This is a genomic window from Sphingomonas sp. IC081, assembly GCF_006874585.1.
Taxonomy (GTDB): Bacteria; Pseudomonadota; Alphaproteobacteria; order Sphingomonadales; family Sphingomonadaceae; genus Novosphingobium.
Window position 1 is genome coordinate 681,525 of record NZ_CP029761.1, and the last position, 26,932, is coordinate 708,456.

The 26,932-nt window shown below is 65.9% G+C and carries 25 protein-coding genes and 1 tRNA gene; 17 read left to right on the forward strand and 9 right to left on the reverse strand.

Features of this window, described 5'->3' with window-relative positions; genetic code table 11:
* Positions 1–85 precede the first annotated feature (85 nt).
* From DM450_RS03375 to DM450_RS03415, 9 genes are all read left to right on the forward strand, one after another.
* On the forward strand, positions 86–835 hold the full coding sequence (locus DM450_RS03375; RefSeq protein ID WP_142632597.1) for a hypothetical protein: 750 nt from the start codon (positions 86–88) through the stop codon (positions 833–835).
* A gap of 158 nt (positions 836–993) precedes the next feature.
* A tRNA-Ala gene (locus DM450_RS03380) sits at positions 994–1,069 on the forward strand.
* 157 nt (positions 1,070–1,226) lie between these two features.
* Positions 1,227–2,282, forward strand: coding sequence for a GTPase ObgE (gene obgE / locus DM450_RS03385; RefSeq protein ID WP_142632598.1), 1,056 nt, complete (start codon positions 1,227–1,229; stop codon positions 2,280–2,282).
* 25 nt (positions 2,283–2,307) lie between these two features.
* Positions 2,308–3,288: a DMT family transporter gene (locus tag DM450_RS03390; RefSeq protein WP_142632599.1), complete on the forward strand. Its 981-nt coding sequence runs from the start codon at positions 2,308–2,310 to the stop codon at positions 3,286–3,288.
* A 141-nt stretch (positions 3,289–3,429) separates the two neighbouring features.
* Positions 3,430–4,590, forward strand: coding sequence for a glutamate 5-kinase (gene proB, locus DM450_RS03395; protein ID WP_142632600.1), 1,161 nt, complete (start codon positions 3,430–3,432; stop codon positions 4,588–4,590).
* Positions 4,587–5,516: an NAD-dependent epimerase/dehydratase family protein gene (locus DM450_RS03400; RefSeq protein ID WP_142632601.1), complete on the forward strand. Its 930-nt coding sequence runs from the start codon at positions 4,587–4,589 to the stop codon at positions 5,514–5,516. Before proB ends, DM450_RS03400 begins: the two co-directional genes overlap by 4 nt.
* Positions 5,517–5,656: 140 nt before the next feature.
* Positions 5,657–5,926 (forward strand): GlsB/YeaQ/YmgE family stress response membrane protein, encoded by a 270-nt coding sequence (locus DM450_RS03405; protein ID WP_142632602.1) that lies wholly within the window; start codon positions 5,657–5,659, stop codon positions 5,924–5,926.
* Between the two features lie 294 nt (positions 5,927–6,220).
* Complete coding sequence (locus DM450_RS03410; RefSeq protein ID WP_142632603.1) at positions 6,221–6,823, forward strand: superoxide dismutase; 603 nt, start codon at positions 6,221–6,223, stop codon at positions 6,821–6,823.
* Between the two features lie 95 nt (positions 6,824–6,918).
* Entirely contained in the window at positions 6,919–7,797 is an 879-nt protein-coding gene (locus DM450_RS03415) for an NAD(P)-dependent oxidoreductase (protein WP_142632604.1), read from the forward strand.
* Between the two features lie 68 nt (positions 7,798–7,865).
* Here the strand turns inward: DM450_RS03415 and DM450_RS03420 are convergent, their stop codons facing one another.
* Positions 7,866–8,408, reverse strand: coding sequence for a sigma-70 family RNA polymerase sigma factor (locus DM450_RS03420; protein ID WP_142632605.1), 543 nt, complete (start codon positions 8,406–8,408; stop codon positions 7,866–7,868).
* Positions 8,401–8,601: a NepR family anti-sigma factor gene (locus tag DM450_RS03425; protein ID WP_142632606.1), complete on the reverse strand. Its 201-nt coding sequence runs from the start codon at positions 8,599–8,601 to the stop codon at positions 8,401–8,403. The genes DM450_RS03420 and DM450_RS03425 overlap by 8 nt, the downstream gene beginning before the upstream one ends.
* A gap of 356 nt (positions 8,602–8,957) precedes the next feature.
* On the opposite strand from DM450_RS03425, the gene DM450_RS03430 reads away from it, so the two are divergent.
* Together DM450_RS03430 and DM450_RS03440 are read left to right on the forward strand one after the other, a co-directional pair.
* Positions 8,958–10,622: a CHASE domain-containing protein gene (locus DM450_RS03430; RefSeq protein ID WP_142632607.1), complete on the forward strand. Its 1,665-nt coding sequence runs from the start codon at positions 8,958–8,960 to the stop codon at positions 10,620–10,622.
* A gap of 405 nt (positions 10,623–11,027) precedes the next feature.
* Positions 11,028–11,399, forward strand: a complete 372-nt coding sequence (locus DM450_RS03440) for a PilZ domain-containing protein (RefSeq protein WP_142632608.1) — start codon at positions 11,028–11,030, stop codon at positions 11,397–11,399.
* 324 nt (positions 11,400–11,723) lie between these two features.
* On the opposite strand, the gene DM450_RS03445 is transcribed toward DM450_RS03440, so the two are convergent.
* A complete protein-coding gene (locus tag DM450_RS03445; protein ID WP_142632609.1) occupies positions 11,724–12,518 on the reverse strand; it encodes a response regulator in 795 nt (264 codons plus the stop codon).
* Positions 12,519–13,118: 600 nt separating this feature from the next.
* Between DM450_RS03445 and DM450_RS03450 the strand changes: the two genes are divergently transcribed.
* Together DM450_RS03450 and DM450_RS03455 are read left to right on the forward strand one after the other, a co-directional pair.
* Positions 13,119–13,787 (forward strand): sigma-70 family RNA polymerase sigma factor, encoded by a 669-nt coding sequence (locus tag DM450_RS03450; RefSeq protein ID WP_142632610.1) that lies wholly within the window; start codon positions 13,119–13,121, stop codon positions 13,785–13,787.
* Between the two features lie 100 nt (positions 13,788–13,887).
* Entirely contained in the window at positions 13,888–14,277 is a 390-nt protein-coding gene (locus DM450_RS03455) for a response regulator (protein WP_260610140.1), read from the forward strand.
* 77 nt (positions 14,278–14,354) lie between these two features.
* On the opposite strand, the gene DM450_RS03460 is transcribed toward DM450_RS03455, so the two are convergent.
* Positions 14,355–14,855: a pyridoxamine 5'-phosphate oxidase family protein gene (locus tag DM450_RS03460; RefSeq protein WP_142632612.1), complete on the reverse strand. Its 501-nt coding sequence runs from the start codon at positions 14,853–14,855 to the stop codon at positions 14,355–14,357.
* Between the two features lie 260 nt (positions 14,856–15,115).
* Between DM450_RS03460 and DM450_RS03465 the strand changes: the two genes are divergently transcribed.
* The 3 genes from DM450_RS03465 (at position 15,116) to DM450_RS03475 (ending at position 18,801) form a co-directional block, all read left to right on the forward strand.
* Entirely contained in the window at positions 15,116–15,844 is a 729-nt protein-coding gene (locus DM450_RS03465; RefSeq protein ID WP_142632613.1) for a Crp/Fnr family transcriptional regulator, read from the forward strand.
* Between the two features lie 141 nt (positions 15,845–15,985).
* Positions 15,986–17,614 (forward strand): NAD(P)/FAD-dependent oxidoreductase, encoded by a 1,629-nt coding sequence (locus DM450_RS03470; protein ID WP_142632614.1) that lies wholly within the window; start codon positions 15,986–15,988, stop codon positions 17,612–17,614.
* Positions 17,611–18,801 (forward strand): NAD(P)/FAD-dependent oxidoreductase, encoded by a 1,191-nt coding sequence (locus tag DM450_RS03475; RefSeq protein WP_142632615.1) that lies wholly within the window; start codon positions 17,611–17,613, stop codon positions 18,799–18,801. The genes DM450_RS03470 and DM450_RS03475 overlap by 4 nt, the downstream gene beginning before the upstream one ends.
* Here the strand turns inward: DM450_RS03475 and msrA are convergent.
* The 5 genes from msrA to DM450_RS03500 all read right to left on the reverse strand — a co-directional run bounded on the left by msrA (position 18,798) and on the right by DM450_RS03500 (position 25,746).
* On the reverse strand, positions 18,798–19,472 hold the full coding sequence (msrA, locus tag DM450_RS03480) for a peptide-methionine (S)-S-oxide reductase MsrA (protein ID WP_142632616.1): 675 nt from the start codon (positions 19,470–19,472) through the stop codon (positions 18,798–18,800). The genes DM450_RS03475 and msrA overlap by 4 nt on opposite strands.
* 65 nt (positions 19,473–19,537) lie before the next feature.
* Positions 19,538–21,376 carry a hypothetical protein gene (locus DM450_RS03485; RefSeq protein ID WP_142632617.1) on the reverse strand — a complete coding sequence of 613 codons (1,839 nt, stop codon included), beginning with the start codon at positions 21,374–21,376 and terminating at the stop codon, positions 19,538–19,540.
* A complete protein-coding gene (locus tag DM450_RS03490; protein WP_142632618.1) occupies positions 21,373–23,079 on the reverse strand; it encodes an Hsp70 family protein in 1,707 nt (568 codons plus the stop codon). The genes DM450_RS03485 and DM450_RS03490 overlap by 4 nt, the downstream gene beginning before the upstream one ends.
* Positions 23,080–23,305: 226 nt before the next feature.
* Positions 23,306–24,373 carry a LacI family DNA-binding transcriptional regulator gene (locus DM450_RS03495; protein ID WP_142632619.1) on the reverse strand — a complete coding sequence of 356 codons (1,068 nt, stop codon included), beginning with the start codon at positions 24,371–24,373 and terminating at the stop codon, positions 23,306–23,308.
* Positions 24,374–24,444: 71 nt separating this feature from the next.
* Positions 24,445–25,746 carry an MFS transporter gene (locus DM450_RS03500; protein ID WP_142632620.1) on the reverse strand — a complete coding sequence of 434 codons (1,302 nt, stop codon included), beginning with the start codon at positions 25,744–25,746 and terminating at the stop codon, positions 24,445–24,447.
* 134 nt (positions 25,747–25,880) lie between these two features.
* Here DM450_RS03500 and DM450_RS03505 point away from each other — a divergent pair, with 134 nt between their 5' ends.
* Positions 25,881–26,789, forward strand: coding sequence for an ROK family protein (locus DM450_RS03505; protein ID WP_242526217.1), 909 nt, complete (start codon positions 25,881–25,883; stop codon positions 26,787–26,789).
* Positions 26,790–26,932 lie beyond the last annotated feature (143 nt).

The window sequence follows — 26,932 nt, forward strand, 5'->3', positions numbered from 1 at the left end:
CCGGTGCGATTCGTCGCACCGGGCATTTTCTTTGGGCGTTTGTCGCGGTAAGTATACGTTCATAGGCAAATTGGAGTTTATCGGGGTGGTTAACCTGAACAAACGGGGCCTCATGGTGGGCCTTTCGCTGGCGGCAGGTTCGCTCGTCATGGGACTTTCGGGCTGCGGCCCGCAAAAGGTTGCGGTTGCGCCGCCGCCGCCGCCGCCGGCCATCGTGATCCCGCCGCGGCCGATGCCGCCGATGGGCGCGCAGGCCAACATGATGATCCCCGTTCTTGCGGCAAACGGCGCGCGCGTGACGGTCAATTCGGGCATTTCGCAGGCGCAGGCGCTGTGGAATCTGCGTTCGGCCTACAACGTCGCCGCGCTGAATTGCATGGGCCCCGATCACGGGCCGATCCTGGCAGGCTACAAGGTCTTCCTGGTGCGCCATGCCAAGGCGCTGGCGGCTACCAACAAGGCGGTCGATAAGGAATTCGCCAAGCGTTACGGCGCCGGCAGGAGCGGTATCAAGGCGCGCGAGACCTATCAGACCCAGGTCTACAACTTCTTCGCACTGCCGCCGGTGGTGCCTTCGCTGTGCAACGCGATGATCGCCCTGTCCGCCGAACTGGAAGCGCAGCCGGCCAACCAGCTGGACAGCATTGCCGTGGCCGACCTCGCCAAGGCGGAGGCTCCCTACATGGAGTTCTTCAACAGCTACGAGCAATACCGCGCTGATCTTGCCGCGTGGGAAGCGCGTTATGGCGCTGGCCAGGCAGGTGCCGCATCGGGAAGCACGCCCGTGGCGGTCGGCTCGACGGTCAAGGCGCCGCAGCAGGCTTCGGCACAATAGCATCAAGGCGTTGAAACGAAAAGGCCCGCTCCCTCATGGCAGGGGGCGGGCCTTTTCGTTTTTTCGGAGGCCTTGCGGTTTTGCTCTTCCAACCCTGCGTGCTTCCCGCTAAGGGAGCGCTCCCGATACGGTGCGCCGCGTCGGTGAAGGACTGGAACGGGGCCGTAGCTCAGATGGGAGAGCGCGTCGTTCGCAATGACGAGGTCAGGGGTTCGATCCCCCTCGGCTCCACCAATCCTTACATGACTGACCTGAGCCGGATGAACCGGTTCTACCCCGACCCGAGGCGTGGATGCGCGACAAGGTCGGGTTTTTTGTTTATCTGCCCACGGGTGCGTGCCTAAGGTGCGTTTCCGCTTGTGGCCGTCTTTGAACCCGCTGGACCGTACCCATGCATTTTCTTGACCAGGCGAAAATCTACATCCGTTCCGGCGCCGGTGGCCCTGGCGCGGTCTCGTTCCGTCGCGAGAAGTACGTGGAATACGGCGGCCCCGACGGCGGCAACGGCGGCAAGGGCGCCGACATCGTGTTCGAGGCCGTGGCCGGGCTCAACACGCTGATCGACTTTCGTTATACCCAGCACTTCAAGGCGCCGCGCGGCGGCCACGGCATGGGCAAGAACCGCAATGGTGCGCAGGGCAAGGACCTGGTCATCAAGGTTCCCGTCGGCACCCAGATCATCGACGACGAGGACCGCGAAACGGTCCTGGCCGACCTTACGGAGGCCGGTCAGCGCGTGACGCTGCTCGAAGGCGGCATGGGCGGGCGCGGCAATGCCAGCTACAAGACCAGCACCAACCGCGCGCCGCGCCAGCACCAGCCCGGTATCCCGGCACAGGAAATGTGGGTCTGGCTGCGCCTGAAGCTGCTTGCCGACGTCGGTCTCGTCGGCATGCCCAATGCGGGCAAGTCCACCTTCATCAACAAGCTGTCGAACGCCAAGGCGAAAGTCGGCAACTATGCCTTCACCACGCTGCGTCCGCAGCTCGGCGTCGTCACCCACAAGAACCGCGAGTTCGTGCTGGCCGACATCCCCGGCCTGATCGCCGGTGCTGCCGATGGCGCGGGCATTGGCGACCGTTTCCTCGGTCATATCGAACGCTGCCGCGTGCTGGTCCACCTGATCGACATTTCCAACGACGATCCGGTCGAGGCGATGCATATCGTCGAGGAAGAGCTTGAGGCCTACGGCGGGGATCTCGATGGCAAGCCGCGTCTCGTTGCGCTCAACAAGATCGACCTCGTCGACGACGAGCTTGCCGCCGAATATGCCAGGGAACTGCTCAAGGCGGGGGCCCACGAAGTCTTCCCGATCTCGGGCGCGACCGGCAAGGGCATGTCCAAGCTGCTCGACGCGGTGATCGACTATCTTCCCGCCGCCACGGTGACCGAGCGTCCCGAGGGCGAGCAGGAAGAGGCCGACGAAAAGCCCTGGTCGCCGATCTGATCGTGCGCTCTTGCCGGCGCCGGTCATGACGGAAGCGAACACGAATCCGAACACAAGCCTGAACCCGAACCAGCGCCTGCCTGTGGACGGGCGCGCGGCCTTGCTGATGGTCGGCCTCTGCGCGATCTGGGGCATGCAGCAGACGGCGCTTAAGGCCGCTGCGCCGGACATGGCGCCGGTTTTGCAGATATCGCTGCGTTCGGGGCTGGCGGCAGTGGCGATCGCCGCTCTCGTATTCCTCCGGGGTGACGGCCATGCCCTGCGCGGCGGCACTTGGAAGCCCGGCCTTGCGATCGGTGTACTGTTTGCGCTCGAATACCTGTTCATGGGGGAGGGGCTGCGCTTCACCAGTGCCTCGCACATGGGCATCTTTCTGTATACAGCCCCGATCTTCACCGCGCTTGGCCTCCATGTCGGGCTGCCGGAAGAGCGGCTGAGCCCGCTGCAATGGCTGGGCATTGCCCTCGCCTTTGCGGGCGTGGCGGTATCGTTTCTCGGCGGGGCCGGTTTCGGGGCGACCAGCGGGGGCGCGCGCGATTCCGCTTGGATCGGCGATCTCATGGGCATCGGCGCCGGGGCATCCTGGGGCGCAACGACACTGACGCTGCGTTTCTCGAAGCTTTCTCATGCGCCCAGCACGGTGACGACGCTTTACCAGCTGCTCGGTGCCTTTGTGCTGCTTGGCGTGCTGGCACTGGCGACGGACCAGACCCACGTCGCCCTGACGCCGCTGCTGGGGGTGAGCCTTGCTTTCCAGACTGTAGGCGTCTCGCTGGTCAGCCTGTTGGTCTGGTTCGGGATGCTGCGGATCTATCTGGCCTCGCGGCTTGGCGTGCTGTCGTTCATGACGCCGTTGTTCGGGGTTGCCTTTGGTGTGGCGCTGCTGGGCGAGCGGTTGGAGCCGGCCTTCATCGTCGGCGCGGCGATGGTGATCGCCGGTATCCTGCTGGTCAGCGGGCACGAGATGCTGCGCGCACGGCAAGCCCGGCGCGCGGCAATCGGCTGAAAGGGGCAGGGCCGGCCGGCAAACTGGCCGAAGCGGGGCACATCCGGGCACCCGCGTGTTGCCGAGGCGGGACAAGGTGTCGATTCTTTCACAAACGGGCGCTTTCCAGCACGGGTCATTTCACCTAGAGGCTTCCAGCAAATGCCCATCGCCCGTCTCAACGACCTTTCCGATCCCGCCTCGTGTCCGCGCCTTGTCGTCAAGGTCGGCTCCGCGCTGCTTGTCGGCCGTCAGGGCGTGCGTCGTGCCTGGCTGACCGCGCTGGTTGCCGAGATCGCCGCGGCGCGCCTGCGCGGGCAGCAGGTGATTGTGGTCTCCTCGGGCGCCATCGCGCTGGGGGCGGCGACGCTGGGGCTGGAGAAAGGTGGTCGCGGCTCGCTCGCCGATGCGCAGGCGAGTGCGGCAGTGGGGCAGATCGCGCTTTCGGGTCTCTGGGCGGAACTGCTGGGCACGCATGGCATTACCGCCGCGCAGATGCTGCTGACGCTGGAAGACCTTGAGGAGCGCCGCCGCTACCTCAACGTCACCGCCACGCTGGGGCGTCTGCTCGATGCAGGCGCGGTGCCGGTGATTAACGAGAACGATTCGGTGGCCACCGAGGAAATCCGCTTCGGCGACAACGACCGCCTTGCCGCCCGCGTCGCGCAGGCCGCGCAGGCGAACGCGGTGCTGCTGCTCTCGGACATCGATGGACTTTACGACCGCCATCCCAAGCTGCCCGGCGCGGCGATGATCCCGGTGGTGGAAGGCGTCACGGCCGAAGTGCGCGCCATGGCCAGCGCCGAATCGAACTCGGGCATGGGTTCGGGGGGCATGATCTCCAAGCTTCAGGCTGCCGAGATCGCCGAACTGGCGGGCATCGCCATGGTCATCGGCAATGGCCAGGTGGAACGTCCGATTGACCGCATCATCGCGGGCGGCGTCGGCACGCTGTTCCTGCCGCGCGGCAAGGCCGGGACGCGAGGCGGCATGCGGCGGGCATGGCTCGGCGGGCGCTTGCGCCTCACCGGCACTATCCACGTCGATGACGGCGCTGCGGCGGCGCTGCTGCGCGGTTCCAGCCTGCTGGCCAAGGGGGTGACCGGGGTCGAGGGCGCGTTCGAGCGCGGCGATGCCGTGGCCGTGACCGATGCGAAGGGGCATGTCATCGCGCATGGCCTGTCCGAATATGCCGCTGGGGAATGTGCGGCGATCAGGGGGCTTCATTCGAGCGAACAGGCGGCCGTGCTCGGTTACGCGCCGCGCTCATCCGTGGTCCACCGCGACCAGATGGTGCTCAAAGCCCGACCGGAAAAGGCATGAATCCCAACGATCGTCCCGTCATCGCGCTGACCGGCGCCACCGGCTTTCTCGGCCGCTCCACGCTCGATGAGGCCTTGCGTGCCGGCTACCACGTGCGTGCGCTTACCCGCAGCGCGCAGGAGCCCGTCGAGCACGTCACCTGGGTGCGCGGCGAACTGCGCGACACCGGTTCGCTTTCCGAACTGACGCGCGGGGCCGAGGCGATCGTCCATGTCGCCGGGGTGGTCAACGCGCCCGATGCAGCCGGGTTCGAGATCGGCAATGTCACCGGCACGCTCAACCTGATCGAGACCGCGGTGATCAAGGGCATCGCGCGCTTTGTCTACGTCTCCTCGCTTTCCGCGCGGGAGCCGCAGCTCTCGGCCTATGGTGCTTCCAAGGCGCGGGCCGAAAAACTGGTCATGGCGAGTCCGCTTGACTGGACTATCGTGCGGCCGCCGGCCATCTACGGCCCGCGCGACAAGGAGATGTTCGAACTGTTCCGCGCGGCCCGCTGGGGCGTGGTGCCGGTGCCCAAGCACGGCAGGGCTTCGATGATCCATGTCGAGGATCTGGCGCGCCTGCTGGTGGCGCTGGTGACGGCGCGCGGCGAGGGCGTTACCGGTTGCACGCTCGAGCCCGACGACGGCAAGCCCGAAGGCTGGGAGCACGGCGAGATGGCGCGGGCCATCGGCATTGCCGTGGGCAAGCGAATCTGGGCGCCGGGCCTGTCGCGCGGGGCCTTGATGGCGGTGGCCAAGGCCGACCACTTCCTGCGCGGCGACAAGGCGAAGATGACGCCGGACCGGGCTGCCTATTTCAGCCATCCTGACTGGGTGGTCGGCGCGCATGCCCATGTGCCGGACGCAATCTGGCAGCCCCGGATCGCCACGACCGATGGCCTGCGGGCAACGGCGGAATGGTACATGGCCGAGGGCTGGCTTTGAGTTGAGCCTTGCCTTGGGCTGCGCGCACGGTGTCGCTGCCAAGCATTCCGGCGGTTGCGACAAATTGTTGCCGGCTTAAAGGAACCGACGAGGATTGCGTCCGTTATTGATGCACTACGACCCTATTCGGAGATGCAACAATGACTCTTCTGCTTGTACTCGTGGTCGGTGGCGTCATCGGCTGGCTGGCTTCGATCCTGATGCGAACGGATGCGCAGCAGGGTATTTTCCTCAATGTTGTTGTTGGCGTTGTCGGTGCCCTGATCGCCGGTGTACTGATCACCCCGCTGATCGGCGGTGCGCCTATCACCAGCGGCGCGTTCGACATCATGTCGCTGTTTGCCTCGTTCCTGGGCGCGGTGGTGCTGCTGGCGATCGTCAACCTGTTCCGTCGCGGTTCCATCCGCTGACGTTATCGCGGCGGTTTGGCCCGACCCGAACCCGAACCGAGAGGGACGGCAGCCTGCGTGCTGCCGTCCCTCTTCGCATCAGCGCAGGGCACGGTCTGCAAGCATATGTAGCGCCGTGCAAACAAAATGCCGCCAATGAATGCTTGAATTGTCGGGCAATAGGTCAGACATACGCCGACGACGCGCGGTGACGCGCAGGGGCCTCGTTTGATGTCCGCACGCCGGTTTTCCGGCGGGCGCCATGGCGGGGCTCCGGTGTTCGACAGATTCATAACCTGAAACAGGAAGACAGCCATGACCATTTCCCTGATGCCGCTGCCCTACGCACAGGATGCGCTCGAACCGCATATCTCGGCCAAGACGCTGGAAATCCACCACGGCGCCCACCACAAGACTTACGTCGACAAGCTGAACGCCGCCGTCGAAGGCACCGCCAATGCCGACAAGACGGTCGAGGAAGTCACCAAGACCGCCTCGGGCCCGCTGTTCAACAACGCCGCCCAGATCTGGAACCACGGTTTCTACTGGCACTCGATGAGCCCGTCGAAGACCGCGCCGAGCGCCGAACTCGCCGCCGCCATCGACAAGGACTTCGGTTCGATCGACGCGCTGCTCGAAGCGCTCTCGAATGAAGCCGTGAACCACTTCGCGTCGGGCTGGGCCTGGCTGGTCGTCGACGGCGGCACGCTCAAGGTCATCTCGACCCACGACGCCGGCTGCCCGATCACCACCGACGTGGTGCCGCTGCTGACCATCGACGTGTGGGAGCACGCTTACTACATCGACCAGATGAACAAGCGCCCCGCCTATGTGAAGGCCGTGCTTGAAAACCTCATCAACTGGGACTTCGCCAGCGAGAACTTCGCTCGTGGCACGGCCTGGACCTACCCGGCGTAAGCCACGAAACCTCAACATAGGTTTCTGAAAAAGGGCCGGGTCGCCGAAAGGCGGTCCGGCCCTTTGCTTTTTATCGGCAATAGGAATTCGCTTACATGGATATCGGATTCATCGGCCTTGGCGCCATGGGCAGCGCCATGGCGCGCAATCTGGCCAAGGCCGGGCACCGCGTGCGCGCGTGGAACCGCTCTGGGAACCGCTCGGGCGGCGAGCTGGAGGGCGTCGAGATGGTCGCCACCCCCGCAGAGGCTTTTGCAGGCGACGTGGTGCTGACGATGCTTTCGGAAGACGGCGCGATCCGCGAGGTGCTGCTGGACAGCGGCGTGCTGGACCGCGCCCCGAACGGAGTGACACACCTTGTCTGCTCGACGATCTCGGTGGCCTTCGCACGCGAACTGGTGGAGCGGCACGCGGCGGCGGGCGTCGGCTATCTCTCGGCACCAGTGCTGGGGCGCCCGGATGTGGCGGCGGCGGGGCAGCTCAACGTGATCCTTGCCGGGCCTTCGGCCTTGCGCGCAGGGCTTGATCCGGTGTTCGCCGCGATTGCCGGCAAAGTCTGGGACATGGGCGAGGAGGCGCCACGCGCCAATGCCGTCAAGATCGCCTGCAACATGATGATCACCATGGCCATCGAAGGCATGGCCGAGGCGGTGGTCCTCACCGAAGGGCTGGGGGTGGAGCGCGAGGCGTTCTTCGAACTGATGCTGGGCACGCTGTTCGGCAGCCGCGTCTATCAGAACTATTCGGGCATCATCGCGCAGGGCAAGTACGAGCCCGGCTTCAAGGCGGTGCTGGGCCTCAAGGACTTGCGCCTCGCCAAGGAACTCGCGGCTGAGACGGCGCCGGGCACACAGGGCAGCCTGCCGATGCTCGATGCCGTCCATGCGCAGATGGGCGCGACTGTCGAAGGTGGCTACGCCGCCCGCGACTGGGGCGCGATGGCGGACTACACCATCGCCAAGGCAAAGGGCTGACGATCAGGCGTTTGTTTCCGGATTTCGGCCCTCTCGCAAGCGAGAGGGCCGGTTCCGACCGCTACCCGTCAGTCGCGTGTGATCGGCAGGGCCGAGAGGTCGGGCTCGGCGTCCAGCATCCGGGTGAGATCGCCGCGGGCGCGGGCGACCCGGCTTTTCATCGTGCCGATCGGGCAACCGGCGATGTCCGCCGCCTCCTCGTAGCTGAAGCCGGAGGCACCGACCAGCAGCACCGCCTCGCGCCGTTCGGGGGCCAGCTTCTGAAGCGCGGCTTCCATGTCGCCGAGGTGAAGCGGGCTTTCCTGATCGGCTTCCATCACCAGCAGCCGTTCCGCTGCGCCTTCGTCGAGTTCGGTCATGCGCCGGTTCTTGCGCAGTTCGGACAAGTAATGGTTGCGCAGGATCGCGAAAGTCCAGGCACGCATGTTGGTGCCGGCGGCATAACGCTCCCGCGCGGTCCAGGCCTTGATGAGTGCCTCCTGCACAAGATCGTCGGCGAAGTCGGGGCGCCCCGAAAGACCGCGCGCAAAGGCGCGCAAGTGTGGCAGGACACCCAGAAGTTCGTCGCGGAATGCCGCTTCGGCCGGGGGGCGGCTGAGCCGTTCAGTCATCGTCGCTTCCGTCGAGCTTCTTGAGCAAGTCCTTGAAGCTGTCCGGAAGCGGTTCGTCGACCACGGAGTTGTACAGCTTCCTCAGTCCACTGGCCCAGCCCGGCTCGCCTTCGCCGGGGCGCGCGGCTCCGGTCCCGGCTTGCGGGGGCATGCCGGATGGTCCCGGCTGGCCATTGCGTGGAGACTGACTCACTGCGAACTTCCTTTCGAACCGGACACTTGCGTGCTGGCTGGGAGCGGGTCAAGACCGCTGCCCCAAATGCAATTGTTTGCAGCACCGGGCTGCAAGGCAATGCCGCCCGCTTCGCCAGCCGGAAAAGGCGAGGTGCCACACGGTGTCTGGGGCGCGGGGTTGGCGGGGTTGCGGATTAGCATCGTTTTCGCTGGAACCATCGAGAGGCTCGATGGTTCCCTCGCAAGCAAAGACTTGTCATAGAGTTTGTCCCATGGGGTGCCCTAGGGGGCGCTCATTGCGTTTCTCACGCAGTTCCAGCCGCGCATCGGGATTACGGATTTTGAAGTTTCTGAGCTTTCGGGGGAGTTTCGCCGGTGATTGACCAGGCTCTGCTCGACAGGGTCCAGAAGCAGGCGTGGTTCCACAAGTATCCGCGCGGCTGGCCGTTCCTGCTGTTCATCATCGCCTCGATTACCACGGCGGTTTCCGTGATGGCGATCGAGCGGGCCGATCGCCAGACCCGGCGGGTCGAACTGGATCGCAACCTTGTCGAGATATCCTCCGCGCTCGAACGACGGGTGACCGAGAACATCGCGCTGCTGCGTGCCGGTGCGGCGTTGTTCGGCAGCCAGCGGGACGTCAGCGAGGAGCAGTTCCGCGCCTTTGCCGAAGACCTGCAGGGCAAGGGCAACCTCTATGGGTCGCTGGGCATGGGCTGGGCGCCGCTGGTGCCGGTCGAGCATCTGGCGGAGCTGGAAGTGGCCCAGCTGGACGGCGGCGATTTCGACTGGATCGTTCACCCGCGGCCGGACGTCGGGCAGGAACTGGTGGCGCCGATCCTCTACATCGAGCCGCAGGACCAGCCCAATCGCGATGCCCGTGCCTACGACATGTTTTCCGATCCGGTGCGGCGCGCCGCGATGCAGCAGGCGATGAAGCTCGGCAAACCGGTGGCGTCGGGCAAGGTCCATCTCGTGCAGGACGCCGGCAGGACGGAGGCGGCGGGTTTCCTGATCTACATGCCCGTAGTTGTCGGTGGCGGATCGTCGCGTCAGGTCAAGGGGTTTGTCTATAGCCCGTTCCGCGCCGAGACCTTCCTCAACTCCGCCTCGGAACTCTATCGCGCCGACCAGATCGACGTGGCCATCTACGATGGAGCGGTGGCGCCCGAAAACCTGCTGGCCGAACGCCGGGCCGAGGGGCTCACCGGACCGACGATGGAGCGGCGCATCGATGTCGGCAGCCACACCTGGGTGGTCGTGATCAGCGATCGCAAGGTTGGCCTGCTGTCGGCCGCTTCGCGCATTACGCTGTTTTTCGGAGCGCTGACCTCGCTCATGGTCATGGCCATCGCGCGGTTCATCACCCGCCGCTCGGCTGAGGACCGGCGTGTGCTGGAGTGGCTGCAGGGACAGGCCGCGATCCGCAATTCCTTGACCCGCGAACTCAATCACCGCGTCAAGAACACACTGGCCAACGTGCTCTCCATTGCCGCACTGACCCGCCGCCGGGCGACCGATATCGACGACTTCACCGAGAGTCTGACTGCCCGGATTCGCGCGCTTTCGGCGACCCACGATCTGCTTTCGCAGTCGGATTGGCGCCATGCCGGACTCGGTGACGTCGTTCGTTCGGAATTGGCGCCTTATATGCAAGGCAGCGAGGGGCACGTCGAGATGTCGGGGCCGGAGATCAGGCTGGCGCCCAATGATGCGATGTCGCTGGGACTTGCCATTCACGAACTGGCGACCAATGCGGCCAAGTACGGGGCGCTGAGCCGGCCGGAAGGGCGCATCCACGTCCACTGGCGCCAGATTGCCTCCGACCTCGCCGAAGTCCATTGGCGCGAGGAAGGGGGGCCACCGGTCGCGGTCCCCGGCAAGCGCGGGTTCGGGCGGGACCTGATCGAGAAGATCGTTGCCCACGAACTCAAGTCCGATGTCGAGCTGGAGTTTTTGCCGGCCGGTGTCGAGTGCCGCCTGCGGGTGCCGGTGCGCACCAGCCGGGAGTTTGCCTTGCGGAACGACCGTCGCGACTAGGCTCAGGACCCATAAATCATGCCTGCGAGGCACCGGAATGGCGAACATATCGGGCCAAAGCGGCTGCCGGGCGGGCTGGTTGCCCGTCCAAAGCGGCTTTGGTTCGAGATGGAAGCCATTCCGGTGTCCCTTAGGGATTTGATCAAAATGCCCCAGCGCAGCGTCAGGAAGCCTTGAAATATGGACATATTCCCAAGCCTTCCTTCCTCGCCCCGAGGCATTTTGATTCAAACCTCGCAGGCAGGATTTATGGGTCCTGAGCCTAAGCGGAGTGGGCAAGTTCGGCAACGCCATGGTTGCCCTGCCGAACTTGTCCAGGCGCCCAGGCGCCTGTCCGGGGCAATTTTATGATTGCTTAAGTAAAGTCGCCTAGTGTGCACAGTGACACGCAAGGGGGGCTTGTTTATGGATTCGCGCGCTTGGGATCGGCAGATCGTCGAGAAGCAGGTCGATTGCCGGCTTGGTGAAACAACCGGGCGGGTGTTTCTTTATAATCTTTCGGTCGGCGGGGGCATGATCGACGTGGGATCGATGCGGATGAACGTGGGCGATTCCATCGAGATCGGGCTCGGCGGCATCCAGCGGGCTGCAGGCGAAGTCGTCTGGGCCCATGACGGCTGTGCCGGCGTGCGCTTCGCGACCGCGCTGCATGAGGCGGTGGTGCGCCATCTCGGCTTCAATCCGCCGACGATTGGTTTCGAGGAGCAGGCCCCGCGCGATCGCTTTGGCCGGATCCTGCCGCCAATCAATGCCGGTGAACGGCCCGCGCTTTATTAGGTCGTAAACTCATAAACGGCACCATCGAGGTTTGAGGCAAAATGGCTCAGCGGCAGGAGGGAAGGCGCTGGAATATGTCGATATTTCAAGACTTCCCGATGCAGCGCTGGGCCATTTTGGGCAAACCCCGAAGGGGTGCCCAAATGGCTTCCATCTCCAACCGAAGCTGCCTTGGACGGGCAACCAGCCCGCCCGGCGGCAACTTCGGCCCGAGCTGTTCGCCATTTGGGCGCCTCGATGGTGCCGTTTATGAGTTTACGACCTAATCCAGCCTGTTGATCCAGCGAAGCCGGGCGTCCCGCGCAGGGAAACCCGGCCCCTTTTTCAATCCAGCGGCTGGCTGGAGCGGAAGAACAATGCTTGGCTGATCGCCGCGCGCACTGTGGCTTCCTGGAACGGCTTGGTGACGAGATAAGTCGGTTCCGGTCGTTCGCCGGTGAGCAGGCGTTCGGGATAGGCAGTGATGAAGATCACCGGCACTTCGCCGAAGCGCAGCAGGTCTTCCACCGCGTCGATCCCCGAGCTGCCGTCGGCGAGCTGGATATCGGCCAGCACCAGGCCGGCAGGATTGCGCGAGAAGATCTCCACCGCTTGCTTGTGGGTAGCCGCGGTGCCGACGACATTGTGGCCCAGATCGCCGACCAGCCCTTCGAGCTGCATCGAGATCAGCGGCTCGTCTTCGATGATAAGCACATCGGTGGCGCTTTCGCTGTCGATCTCTGTCACTGCCTGGAGGACGAGCGCGTCCACGTCTTCGGGCGAGACGCCCAGGATCGTGGCGGTTTCGGCGCGTGAAAATTCCTCCACGGTGGTCAGCAGCAGGGCCTGCCGGTGGGCCGGTGCGATGCGTCCGAGCCGTTCCTGTGCGGCCTGTTCGGGGCTGCCGGCATCGCCTGTGGGGCTGGGCTGGTCCACATGGCCGGAGGCCCAGATCCGGGTGAAGGCCTTGTAGAAGGCGGCGCGGCTGCCGGCGATCTCGTCGCGCAGGGCGCGGTCGGCCAGCGCGGCCTCCAGCGTGGCACGAACATAGGCGTCGCCCGATTGCTGGGATCCGGTAAGCGCGCGTGCATAGCGGCGCAGATAAGGCAGCTGGGCGGCGATCTGGTCAGAGACGGACATCGAATTCCTCGGCTCCTGGGAAACAGTTCCCGTTAGTCATCGTGTGCGGACACGGCATTTTCATTTTCCGCCCGACCGGTTCCCGTGTCTGACAACCACGCCGGGGCAGGGCAACAGCAAAATTTTTTCCCATACCGGGCCAGGTCGGGAACCGATCGCGGGAGGCGGCGTTCCAGCGGTATCACCACCGGCTCCCCCCCCCCGCAAACTGGTGGTGATCCGATCCCGCAGGCCTCCGCTCACCGTAACAGGTGGACGGAGGCCTCAATTTTCGACGCGGATGTTTGTTCCCGCCGCTTCTTGCATTTTTTCCATAACACCGATCCTGATGCGGCGCTGGAGGGTGGCGCCGGTCTGCGTTCTGGCGTGTCCGGTTTTTGGTCATCCTCCGGTGAGTTGCTTTCCTGGTGCGGCGGGTCGTTGCGGGTGTCGGGTCTTTCCCGGGAACTTTCTGCAACTTGGCCGCGTTTTCACGGCACTGATCCCGAGTGGGGAACCGCTTTGCTCGGAGCGATGGGCCAGAATAGAGGAACGGCACATCACACCCGGGCAGCGGCAGCGTGAACAAACGCTGGATGAACAGACATGGAGGGTAACCAGATGCCTGCAACCACCGAGACCGTCGCCGAAGCCAAGCCGGCTCATGGGCTTGTCGCGCGGCTCGACGACCGCGACTTCAAGCGTGCGCTGGCCGAAGTCGCCCCGCACCTTCGCGCCTTTGCGCGCGGCCTGTGCGGCTGCCGCGACCGCGCCGACGACCTTGCTCAGGAAGCGATGCTGCGGGCATGGGCCGCGCGCGATCGTTATGCCGCGGGCACCAACTTCAAGGCGTGGACTTTCACGATCCTGCGCAACCATTTCTACAGCGAAGCGCGTCGCGCCCGATTCCATGGCGAGTACGACGAAGTTGCCGCCGAGCGTATTCTCTGTGCCGAGCCTGGCCAGGAAAGTGCGATCGAACTGGCCGACGTGCTGCGTGCGCTGACGACCATTCCCGAAACCTATCGCGAGGCACTGATCCTGGTGGCGGCGGGCAACTTGTCCTACGAGGAGATCGCCCGGATCTGCGGCATCGCGCTGGGCACCGTGAAGAGCCGTATCTGCCGCGCCCGCGCGATGCTGGCAAAAGTTCTCGAATCCGGTCAGCTCCCGGATTTCCGCCACAATTTTGTCCTGACGGGAGAGGCGGTCGACGCCTTCTTCGAAGAGCTGCGCAGGATCGCCAATACGGACGCCATTGCCGACGGTGCGGACCAAATCGCCGCATGACAGGTCGGATGACGCGCTGGATTGCAAGGACAACGATCTTTTGGGCCAGACTGTAAAAGCCGGCGAGACCCCGGTCCCCTGCGGGGGTAGAAGCGCCAAGGTGCTCATTATCGAGGATGAATTCCTGCTTGCCCTCCAGCTCGAGGATATCCTCGCGGATGGAGGGCATGCCGTCCTCGGCACTTATCCCGATGCGGCCTCGGTCGCCTTGCTGGGCGAGGCGCCGGACGTGGCGCTGGTGGACCTCAACTTGCGCGATGGTCTGACCGGCCCGGCGATCGCCCGCGAAATCGCTGTCAAGTTCGGCTCGCGCGTCATCTACGTCACCGCCAACCCCGGCCAGATCGACCAGCCTGCGCCGACGGCGGTAGGTATCGTCCAGAAGCCGTTCTCGCGCGAGGGCATTCTCTCGGCCGTGGCCTATGCTCTGGCGGGATGCCCGGAAAGTGCCCGCCCGCGGGAGCTGGAACCGCTCCGGCGCGCCGAGTAGGCCGGGGCGTCCCGCAACGTCGGCATGGTTCTAGAGGCTTGCCGCGAAGGCTGGAACGTTTCCGGCGCTTTCAGCTATCAGACAACACCCGTCTCGTGCTCGCCGATGCGTGCTGGATCGATGGTTCCCCCCGTTGCAAGGCGGAACAGACCCTTGATTCCGGCATCGAGCGTCCAGACTTCGGCATCCTCGATCTCGAAACGCAGCATGGTGACGGCGGGATCGTCGTGCCCGTGGGGGAACCAGTCTTCTGCCACCTGGCTCCAGTGACGGCTGCGTGCCGCAGGATCGGTTTCCTCAACCAGCGTGCCGGAAAGCGAGGCGAACACTTCGTGCCCCAGGGTCATGACTTGCGCCGTAGCCCGTCCTCCCCTGCCGATGCGATTGTCGCGACGACAGACGAACCAGACGGCATGATGGGCATCGCGGTCCAGCAGGGCGGTCATCGGTTCGCTGTGGGCTTCGCAATGGGCCTGGCCGTGGGGGGCACCGCGGCCGGCGTCACCCTCCAGCCGGATCATGACGACGGGGTTGGCGGCGAAGGCTTTCCAGAACGTCTGGCGCACATTGGGAGCCATGGCGCGTCCTTTCCGGGCTTGTTCGAGGTTGTGGATATTCCGCCAACGCCTTCGTCGCTACGTCTGTTCCCGCATACGCGGTGCGCTTCGTCGATTTGCGACCAGCCGAGCGGGAACCATGGCGAAGGGCTTCGGTTGTCGGGGGTGCGTCCCCGCATGCAGGTGCCGTTTCCCGCTGGTTCGCGTGGCACGGCGCTGATCCATTCTTGGGCCGGGACGTTCAGGTCGTCGTAGAAAAATGGATCAGGGAAAAATTGGTTATGGGTGCCATCGCCAGTCTTGAAGACAGCGATCTGCTGAGGGCCTTGCGGCCTGCCGACCGGGATTTGCTGGTGCCGTTTCTCGAAGACGTCGAATATGCGGCGGGCCAGGTGCTATATTGTCCCGGCGACCTTGTGGAATTCTGCTATTTTCCGCGTGGCGGGGCGATCTGCTCCTTTTTTGTCGAATTGGATGGCAATGAACTGGTCGAGACTTTGCTGGTCGGCCGCGAAGGGGCGCTGGGCGGGGTGGTAAGCCAGGGCAGCCTGCCGGCCTTCGCGCGTGCCAGCGTGCTCCATCGCGGGCGTTTCTGGCGCATCGGCACCGAGCGGCTGGACGAGGTGAAGCGCATGTCGCCTGCGATTGCCCATCTTTTTGCCCGTTATGCCGACTGCGTGATGGCGCAGGTCTTCCAGTCGACCGCCTGCAATGCCGTCCATACCATCGAGCAGCGTGCCGCGCGCTGGTTGGGGATGGCGATCGACCGGATCGGGCGGAACGACGTGACGATGACGCAGGAGCAATTGGCCTCGATGATGGGGATCGGCCGCAGCTACGCCAGCCGCGTGCTCCAGCGCTTCAAGCGCGAAGGCATCCTGCGGACCCGTCGCGGCGGCATCAGCGTGCTGGATCGGCCGGGCCTCGATGCGCGGGCCTGCGGCTGCAACGATGCCGTCAGGGCCCATTTCGATGCGGTTCTCGCCGGGGTCTATCCGCCAGAGGTCTAAGTAGCTGCTTGAAAATAGGCCAAAAGGCGGCGGGTGGGACACGGGGCGGCTCTCCCAATGCCTGGCGGGTGTTTGAGGGGCGGCCGCCGCGAAGGCGCAAATCCGTGGCGCCGCGCGCCGAACGGGTATAAGGGCGCGCGGATGTTACGTCTTTCCGATCTTGCCTTGCCGCTGGACCATGAACCGGCCGACCTGGAGGCCGCCGTCTGCGCGCGCCTCGGTATTGCGCCTGAGGATCTTGAGCGGCTCACCGTCGTGCGCCGGGGCAACGACGCGCGGCGCAAGTCCGCGATCAAGCTGGTCTACACGCTCGATCTGGCGGTGAAGGATGAGGCTGCCGTGCTCGCCGCTCATCCCGGCGACCAGCACGTGCGGCCCACGCCCGACACCAGCTACAAGTTCGTCACCCATGCGCCCGTGACCTACGAAGGGCCACGTCCGGTGGTGATCGGCGCCGGTCCCTGCGGACTGCTGGCCGCGTTGATCCTCGCGCAGATGGGGTTCCGCCCGATCATCATCGAGCGCGGCAAGGCCGTGCGCGAGCGCACCAAGGACACCTGGGGCCTGTGGCGCCGCTCGGTGCTCGATCCCGAGAGCAACGTGCAGTTCGGCGAGGGCGGTGCCGGCACGTTCTCGGACGGCAAGCTCTACAGCCGGATCAAGGACCCGCGCCATTTCGGCCGCAAGGTCCTGACCGAATTCGTAAAGGCCGGTGCGCCCGACGATATTCTCACCGAAGCGCACCCGCATATCGGCACGTTCCGCCTCGTCACCATGGTGATCTCGATGCGCGAGACGATCGAGCAGCTGGGCGGCGAATATCGCTTCGGCACCCGCGTCGATGACTTCGAAGTGGAAGAGGACGCCGACGGCACCCGCCGCCTCAAGGGCATTCACCTCTCGAACGGGGAGTTCCTGCCCGCCAGCCACGTCATCATGGCGGTCGGCCATTCGGCACGCGATACCTTCGAAGTACTCCACAACCGCGGTGTCTATATCGAGGCCAAGCCCTTTGCCATCGGTGTGCGTATCGAGCATCCGCAAAGCTGGATCGACACCGCGCGCTACGGCCCCAATGCGGGCAACAAGATCCTTGGCGCGGCGGCCTATTCGATCGCCCACAAGGCCTCCAACGGGCGCACGGTCTACAGCTTCTGCATGTGCCCGGGCGGGCGCGTGGTGGCCGCCGCGAGCGAGGAAGGCCGCGTCGTCACCAATGGCATGAGCCAGTATTCGCGCGCTGAGTTCAATGCCAATTCGGGCCTTGTCGTCGACATCAATCCCGAAGAGGATTACCCCGGCGATCCGCTGGCGGGCATCGCGTTCCAGCGCAAGTTCGAGGAACTGGCCTTCAAGGCGGGCGGCTCCAACTACAAGGCGCCGGGCCAGAAGCTGGGCGATTTCCTCGCCGACCGGCCTTCGAGCGAATTCGGCGTCGTTACCCCCAGCTATCAGCCCGGTGTGCACCTGACCGACCTGAAGGAATGCCTGCCCGACTTCGTGGTCGAGGCGATCCGCGAGGCGCTGCCGGTATTCGGCCGCCAAGTGCCCGGCTACGACCACCCTGACGTGGTGATGACCGGCGTGGAGACGCGCACCTCCTCGCCCGTGCGCATCACCCGCGGCAAGGATTGCCAAAGCCTCAACACTCGCGGACTCTATCCGGCAGGCGAGGGCGCGGGCTATGCGGGCGGCATTCTCTCCGCCGCTGTCGACGGCATTCGCGTGGCCGAGGCGCTGGCGCTGGAACTGGTTCCCGCCGCACAATGACGTCGCTTCATGGCCATGAGCCTTACGACGCCGTCGTGCTGGGTGCCGGTGCGGCGGGTCTGTTCTGCGCGGCGACGGCGGGGCAGCGCGGCAAGCGCGTGCTGCTGCTCGACCATGCCGAGCAGCCGGGCAAGAAGATCCTGATTTCCGGCGGCGGGCGCTGCAACTTCACCAATGTCGATACCGCGCCCGACCGCTATCTTTCCAGCAACGCCCATTTCGCCAAGTCGGCGTTGAGCCGCTACCGACCAGCCGATTTCATCGCAATGGTGGAAGCCTACGGCATCGCCTGGCACGAGAAGACGCTGGGCCAGTTGTTCTGCGACGGCTCGGCGCGCCAGATCGTCGCGATGTTGCTGGAGGAATGTGCCAAGGGTCAAGTCGAACTGGTCTGCGGCGAGGCGCTGGGCGAGATTGGCCATGATGGTGCGCTCTACCGCGTCGATTTCGGCCAGCGGAGCGCGATGGCAAAGGCGCTGGTGATCGCCACTGGCGGGCCGTCGATCCCGAAGATGGGGGCGTCCGGGTTCGCCTACGATCTGGCCCGCAAGTTCGGCCTCAAGGTCGTCCAGCCGCGCCCGGCGCTGGTGCCGCTGACCCTGCCGGGCGAGGAAGCGCTGTTCCGCGATCTCTCGGGCGTTTCCACCGAAGTGATCGCACGCGTCGGCAAGGCGGCGTTCCGGGAGGCCGCGCTGTTCACCCACCGGGGGCTTTCGGGCCCCTCGATCCTCCAGATCTCGAGCTACTGGAAGCGCGGCGACACCGTCACCACGCAGTTCCTTCCGGATCGCGGCGAGGGCTGGCTGATGGGTTTGAAGCGCGAACGTCCGCGCGCCACTTTGCGCAAGGTCTTGTCCGAAGGCCTGCCGGAGCGGCTGGCCGATGTGCTTTGCGAAAAGCTGGGCCTGGCCGGAGAGCTGGGGGCGATGACCGACAAGGCATTGGCCGCCGCCGAAGCCCGGCTGGCGCGCTGGCCGTTCCTGCCCGATGGCTCGGAAGGGTTTGCCAAGGCGGAAGTCACCGCCGGCGGCATCGACACCGCCGGACTGTCCTCGAAGACGATGGAAGCCCGCAAGGTTCCCGGTCTCTTTGCCATCGGCGAGGCGGTTGACGTGACCGGCTGGCTCGGCGGCTACAATTTCCAGTGGGCCTGGGCGAGCGCGCATGCGGCGGGGCTGGCGATCTAACCCGTGTAAAGCGCGGGGAACTGGGCCTTCAGTTGGGTGAGGCGCGGCTTGTCCCAGCGCTGGATATAGCTGTTGTCGGGGTTCCTGCGCATGAAATCCTGATGCCAGGCTTCGGCGGGGTAAAATGTCCCGTCCTCGATCCTGGTGGCGATGGGGCGGGGGAAGGCACGGGCCTTGCCGAGCTGCACGATATAGGCGGCGGCCAGCTGGCGCTGCGCCGGGTTTTGCGGGAAGATCGCCGAGCGGTAGCTGGGGCCGCGGTCGGGGTACTGGCCGTTGACCTCAGTCGGGTCGTGCGCGGCGGCAAAGAAGATCTGCAGCAACTGGCCGTAGCTGATCCTTGCGGGGTCGTAGACGATGCGCACCGCCTCGGCATGACCGCTGGTCTCGCTGGAGACAGCCGCATAGTTCGCCTTGTCGCGCGGGCCTCCGGCATAACCGGAGGTTACCGAAATTACCCCGCGGACATGCTCGAACACGCCTTCCATGCCCCAGAAGCAGCCGCCCGCCAGAACCGCGACCTGTCGTCCCGCGGGCCGCAGTGCCTCGGCAGGAGGCGCCGGTAGCGGGGCCGCGGCCGCGGGCTCGCTACGCGGCGCTGCGAATGTCAGCGCAAGCGCGGCAAGCGGCAGGGCGATAACGGAAACGAACTGGGCAGGACGAAACGGCATCGCAGCGACTCCCGGCTTCTGCGTCACCGGAATTCGCGTGGCTCGGCCATCCGGTTACAGATGGCCTAAAGCGTCTGGAGGATCTCCCGGCGGTCGCCGCCCTTCCAGTTCATCTCCTTCCAGTCCAGCGTCGCATCGAGCAGGGCGATGGACACCGCGCAGCGATTGGCATTGGTGCCCCGGCCCTGCATCGCGGCGGCCACCTTGGTCTGGGTGAGGCCGGTTGCCTTGATGACCCTGCGGATCAGCTCACCCGGTACCATCGCAGTGCGCTGTCGGGACTTCGCCGGCTGGATGAGCTTGTTTTCCTCGGCCATGCGCGCGGAAAAGACACGCTCGGCCTCGCGCTCGCTGGCGGAAAGCGGCAGGGCGCCGTCGAACCAGCCGGAATCGCCCAGTTGCTGGCAAGTGCTTTCGCCATGCTTCTGGGCCGCACGCAACTGGGCCAGCCGCAAGTGCATGGTCTGCTCGAACAACGGCCCGTCCAGTTCGCGGCCGTTCAGGTAGCCGCGCAGGCGCACGATCGCGACGGTCTTGTCGACGATGGTCGCGGGATCCTCGTCGGCCCGCAGCCCGCTCATCACGTTGGCGGTGAAGGTCTGCGCCAGTTCGGGCTGGGTCTTCCACAGCCAGGCCGGGTCATGACCCGGCCCGAAGGCTTCCTGGACAGAGGACTGCATCACGTTGCGGGCGGGCCCGTCCTGAGGCTCGTTTTCAGCCTCGAGCGGGGTGCTCTGCTGCGCGGGCGAGGCGGAAGGTGAGGGCGACTTGCTGTCGGCAATGGCGACGATGATGGCAAAGGCGATGATGCCCAACAGTACCAGCAGGCCGGTGAGCATCGGATTTCCGCCTTCCCACGAGGCCACGCGTTCCGGTGCGAAGTGCGATTCCAGTTCGGGGAAATGCTTGCGCACGCCGCGCAGCAGGGCGTCGACGTCGCCCTGCGCGGGGCTGCCGAGCATACGCAGCGGGCCTGCCTTGCCGGGGCGGACCAGTTCGTTCCAGGCCTTGTGGAACTTGTGGCCGGGCTGCAGCACGTTCTGCTGGAAGCGGTAGCCGCGCAGCCTTGCGCCGAGGAACTGCACGGCGGGGCGGGCATCGTGGGCGCTCCATTCGCGTTCCCAGCCGAAGGCCTGGTTGGCATCCTCGAGCAGCGGCGCCGAACGCGGCCAGCCCCGGGCGAGGATCTCGGCCAGCCAGTCTTCGATCTGCTGCTGGCGGGTGATATGCGCGTGGGTCGCTTCGTCGAGGATCGCACGCAAGGCGCGGGTGGCCTGGCGGGCCTCCGATTCGCTCAGCGGTTCGCCGGCATCCTCGCGCTCTGGATCGAGCAGGATGGAGAGGCGTTCGGCCGGCGTTTCGCCGGGGCGCAGGCCCAGTGCATCGTCGCCGACGAGGCTTCCCGACAGCAGCGGTGCGGTGAAGGGGTCGATGGTGGTGAGCGGGATGCCGGCGCCGCTGACGCCGCCGTGTCCGGCCTCGCGCGCGGCGGCAGCGGCCCAGGCCATGCGTTCGAGCATCGTCGAGGCATCGGGCCCGGCCGGGCGGGTGGCGAGCGATGCGGCGGGGAAGAACGGATCTTCCTGCCAGGCGCCGGGCAGCTCCGGCGCCGCAAACGTCCAGCGTGCCGGAGCGGCGGTCGCTTCGGGCGCATCGGCTGCGGCTTCCTCAATCCCGTTGTTGTCGTCGTTGCCGGCGGGTCGTGCGTCCCCATCCGGTTCAATCTCCTCCAGCGTGCGCGCCAGCCGCAAGGCGAGGTCGCGGGCCTGGCGCAGCTGCGCGAAGCCGGAAACGTCGGCATCGACGTCCATTGCCTTCAGCTTGTCGGCATAGGCCTTGCGGATCGCGGACGTATCGGCCGTCGGTCCGATGCCGAGCAGGGACCAGGGATGGCGGCCGCTCATAACGGGGTGACGCTTTCGACTTCGTCGAGACGGCTGGCCAGCATCGCCCCGGCATCGGCGATGCGGCGCGGGTCCTGGCTGTCGAGCGCGCCGAGGAACTGGGTGATCCAGTGGCCGATTGCCTGCCGGACATCGCCGATGTGGTCCTCGTAGCAGCGTTCGGCGCGGGCGATCAGGGCGACGTTGGCGGCTTCTTCGCGTGGATGGTGCTTGAGCGCGGCCAGCGCGGCGCGGCGTTTCTCGATTTCCTTGCGGTCAGGCCGGTCTTCCTCGTCAACGATCACGAGATTGCGCGATGCGCCGTTCTCTGGAACGTGGACGTCGATCTCCAGCAGGCCGGAACTGTCGTAGGAGAAGCGCACTTCCACCGAGATCGCGCCGGCCGGACGCGGCGGCACCGGGATGCTCATGTCACCCAGCTTGACGTTGTTGCGCACTTCTCGCGCCTCGCCTTGGTAGATGCCGAATTCCAGCTTCTTCTGGTTGTCCGCCAGCGTCGAATAGGTGTTCACGCGCGAGACCGGCACCGGTGTGTTGCGTTCGATGATCGGTGAGAACAGGCCGCGCTGGAGACCGCCGTGGCCGTCCTGTTCGGCCACTTCGATGCCCAGCGTGAAGGGGCAGACGTCGGTGATGCGGATCTCGTCGAGCGCGGCATCGCGCGCGGCAAGTCCGGCCTGGATCGTCGCCCCGAGCGCCACCGCATGGTCGGGATGGACCGAGGAATTGGGGAAGCGTCCGAAGAGGCGGGTGATCGCGCGGCGCACCACCGGCATGCGGGTGGCACCGCCGACCAGCACGATCTCGGACAGTTCGGCAGCGTCGATCGCGCAGTCGCGCAGGGCCCGCACCACCGGTTCGCGCAGCCGCCGCAGCAGCGGCTCGCAGGCCGTCTCGAACGCGGCCTCGGTTACGCTGGCGGTAAGCCGGCTGTCGCCAACCACCACTGTGAATTCCGCCTCGGCAGCCGTGGTGAGTGCGCGCCGGCAGCTCTCGGCAGCGCGCTTGAGCAGGGTGTCGCGGTGGTCGGCGGGGAGGGTGGCGAGGCGTTCGTCGGGATCGAGTCGCGGCAGGACATGGGCGATCAGCGCTTCGTCGAAATCGTCGCCGCCGAGGCGATTGTCGCCTGCCGAGGCGCGCACTTCGATGATGCCGTCGAACATCTCGACCACCGAGACGTCGAACGTTCCGCCGCCCAGGTCGAACACCAGGAACGGTTCGCGGTCACCCTTGTCCTGCAGGCCGAAGGCGAGTGCGGCGGCGGTCGGCTCGTTGATCAGGCGGCGCACGGTCAGTCCCGCCAGTTCACCGGCGCGGCGGGTGGCCTTGCGCTGGCGGTCATTGAAATAGGCAGGGACGGTGATGACCGCCTCGGTCGGCTTCTCGCCGGTCAGCGCCTCGACATCCTTGACCAGCGCTTCGAGCACCAGTGCCGAGAGATCCTCAGCGCCATAGTCCTTGCCGCCGAGGCGGGTGCTGGCGGCAGTGCCCATTCGGCGCTTGAAGCTGGTGGCGGTATCTTCGGGCGAGGTCGCCAGCCGGTCGAGCGCGGCGCGGCCGATCCACACCTGGCCGTCCCGCGCGATGCTGACGGCGGAAGGGGTCAGGAGATCGCCCAGGGCATTGGGCACCAGCTGCGCTTCGCCGTCGCGCCAGATTGCCACTGCACTGTTGGTCGTCCCGAGATCGATGCCGATCAGCATTGCGCCTCGCCGCCAAGGTCCCGAGTCACGCTCGTCCTTCCCTCTATGTCGTCATTTCCCGGTTGCCTTGCCCGGCACGGCCGCCAAGCCGCAGCGGGGGCGCCCGCCCTCATCCGAAATGCTTAGCGGCAAGGTTGGAGGTTCGAAAGAGGCAAGTGGCGAATTCCTGCAAGCACACTGAAAAGGCGAACGAAAATGACACATTCGACGGGTGCGTAAGCGGCTCTTACCCGCGCGTGCTGGCCCTGCGCACCAGTCGGGGTTCCATGACGAGGCTGTGGGCATCTTCGCCTTCGATCCGGGCCTTGAGCCGTTCGACCATGCGCCGGGCGCCGAGCGCGATTTCCTGCCGGATGGTGGTGAGCGGCGGCATCGTCTGCGCGGCGAGCGGGAGATCGTCGAAGCCGATGATCTGGACATCGTCCGGTACGCTGCGCCCGGTTTCATGCAGCGTGCGCAGCGCCGACATGGCGATAAGGTCGGTAGCGGCGACGATCCCGTCGATGCCAAGGTCCATTTCTGCAAGCGCGGCGCGGATCTGGGGCCCCATCTCCTCGCCCGCCAGCCCAGCCGAGACATGCGATAACGGCACGCCGGCCTTCTGGGCGGCGGCGGCGGCGCCGCGAAAGCGGGTGGCGATTTCGATCCCGGAGGTGTCGCCCAGGAAGATCAATCGCCGTGCGCCAGCCTCGATCAGGTGGCTGGCGGCAAGGCGCCCGCCCGCCTCGTTGTCGGTGCCGACCACGCAGTGGGTCTGGCCCTTGCGGCAGTGCCCCCAGACCACCAGCGGGCGATAGGTGGCGGCGACCTGTTCGATCACATCGAACTGGTTCGACTGGCCGATGATGATGACCCCGTCGACCATGCCAGAACCGGTCATGCGTTCCAGCCAGTCGCTTGTCCCGTCGGGGATCGCGCGGCTCAGCATGAGGTCGTAGCCGCTTTCGGTCAGTTCGTCGGCCAGATGGCCGAGCAGGGTGAGGAAGAACGGATCGGAGATGTGCTGGCGCTTTTCATGGCCGAGCGGGATCACCACGCCGATCACGCCGGTGCGGCGCGAGCGCAGCTTGCTGGCCATCTGATTGGGGCGGAAGCCGTGCTGGCGTGCCAGCGCGCGAATTCGTTCGCGGGTTTCGACATTGACCAGCGACTTGCCGGCCAGCGCACGCGACACCGTGCCCGCGGATACGCCGGCCAGCCGCGCGATGTCGGCCAGAGTGCGCACTTCGCCCCGAGCGCCGGTTTCCGCGCGAGGTGCGTCGTTCCGACGGTCGCGATCGTTGTGTCCTGCCATATCCCCCAATTTTCCGTATAGTTCGATCTTAACAGCTTGAAACGCCGCCCGGAAGAACTTCCGGCGGTTGTTCAGGCCTGGTGTCGTTCGGCTGGATCCGGTTTCGTGCCTACGAAACGCATCGCCAGCGCCCCGGCAAGCAGGAGCAGCCCCGCCAGAACCAGCACCTTGCGAGGATCCCCGCGCAGGACCGGCTCGTAGAGCAGGGGCAGGGTCACTGTCTCCAACAGCATCGGGAGGACAATTAAAATATTGCAAAGACCCATGTAGACCCCGGTCCGCCGGGCCGGGACCGCGGCGGCCAGCAGGACGTAGTTGTTGCCCATCATGCCTGCCCAGCCCAGGCCGATACCCAGCATCGGGGCGATGAGCCACGCCGGGGAGGTGATCGCCGGCAGCGCCAGCATGCCCAATCCCGCAGCGGCCAGGCAGATGGTCTGGACGCCGCGCGCGCCGTAGCGGCCTACCGCGGGGACCATGGCCAGCGCGGCGGCGAAGGCGACCAGATTATACAAGGCGCCGAGTTGCTGGGCGGTCATCACGGCGGCGCGGAAAGCCGGGGAATGCGCATCCGAAGTGCCGTGAAGCGCGCGCGCCAGCGCGAAGGGCACATATTGCCAGTAGGCAAACATCGCATACCATTGAAACAGCATCGCAAGCGCCAGTTGCCGCAGTGCGGGCGGCATCTCGCGCAGGGCGTCGGCGATCTCGGCCAGCAGCGGGCGCCAGGTGGCTTTCATGTCGTTCGGCGGTACCGGCGCCGGCAATTCGGGCACGCGCCATACGGAATAGAGGGCGCTCGTCAGCGAGATCAACGCGCCGAGCCCGAACGCCAGACGAACGGCGGTGGGAACGCCATTGGCATCCAGCAGTGCACGGTCGAGCAGTGCGGAAAGCAGGGACGGGGCGAGATAGGCCAGCGTCTGGGCCAGTCCGGTAAAGGCGCTCTGGGTGAGGAAGCCGAGCGCCTGCTGTTCCGCGTCGAGCCGGTCGGCGACATAGGCGCGGTAGGGCTCCATGGTGATGTTGTTGCCGGCATCGAGCAGCCACAGCAGCCCCGCCGCCATCCATAACGCAGAGCTGTAGGGCATCGCGAAAAGGCAGGCCGAACAGATCGCCGCGCCGAGCAGGAACCAGGGTGCTCGCTTGCCGAGCGGCGAGACCGTACGGTCGCTGAGCGCGCCGACGAGCGGCTGGACAAGCAGGCCGGTTATCGGGCCCGCCAGCCATAGCAGCGGCATCGCCGCCTCGCTGGCGCCGAGATAGGCGTAGATCGGCCCGATGTTGGCCTGTTGCAGCCCGAAACTGAATTGCACGCCGAAGAAGCCCAGGTTCATTTCGAGAATGCGCAAAAGGGGAAGGCGGGGCTTCATCGTGCTTCCCTGCCAGAAAACCGTCAGCAGCGCGCTCCTTGCGTGCTAGGTGGAGATGCGGAAGAGGCGCGGTTTCACGCGCCTGCTCGTAGGGTGGCTTGTGAGCGGGCGCGGACGCTGGCAGGAGCGCGGGCATGACAGGTATCAATGCAGAGCCGGGCCGCGTGGGTCCGGTCGCCGGAATCGAACTGGGTGGCACCAAGACGGTCGTTGTGCTTGGCTGTCCCGGGGCGATCGAACGGCGGATCGAATATCCGACCACTACGCCGGAGGAGACGCTGGGCCGTGCGATCGAGACGATCCGGCCATGGTGCGAGGCGGGGCAGGTTTTTTCCTTGGGCGTCGCCAGTTTCGGGCCGATCCGCGTCACCCGCGAGGCGCGCGACTTCGGTTTCATGCTGGAAACTCCGAAGCCGGGCTGGGCGGGGACGGATATTGCCGGCGTGCTGCAGCGTGCGCTCGGCTGTCCGGTCGGTCTCGATACCGACGTCAATGCCGCGGCGCTGGCGGAGTACCGTTTCGGCGCGGCGCGTGACTGTCCGACGGCAGCCTACATCACCGTGGGCACCGGGGTCGGCGTCGGGGTGCTGGTCAATGGCGCGCCGGTCCACGGACTGCTCCATCCCGAAGTCGGCCATGTGCGCCTGCGCCGTGCAGCGGGCGATGGGTTCGCCGGGGCCTGCCCGTTCCATGGCGACTGCATCGAAGGGCTGCTGAGCGGTCCGGCGCTGGCGGCGCGGTTCGGTCGCCATCCCGGCGCGGTTGGGCCTGACGATCCGGCATGGGCGGCCGCGGCCAGTGACCTGGCGGAGCTTCTGACCATGCTGGTGCTGACGCTTTCCGCGCAGCGCATCGTTGTCGGCGGCGGCGTGGCCAATCGCCAGCCGCATCTCCTGCCTGCGGCCCGGGCGCTGATGCCGGCGCTGCTGGGCGGTTATCTGCGCGATTGCACGGCCGAGGCGCTGGAACGGATCTGCGTGCCGCCGGCACTGGGCGACGATGCCGGGCCGATGGGCGCGCTCATCGTGGGGGCGGCAGCCTGATTCGCCTCGGGGAAGGGGCGAATGGTGTCCAGCGGTGCCAAATATGTCCGTAACGGAGGTTGCCTGGATTTCCGCGCTGGCGGCAGCGCCATGCTGCCGTGCAGCAATCTATGCGGCGGGGCTTGGTTGGAAAGTTGGCTGTT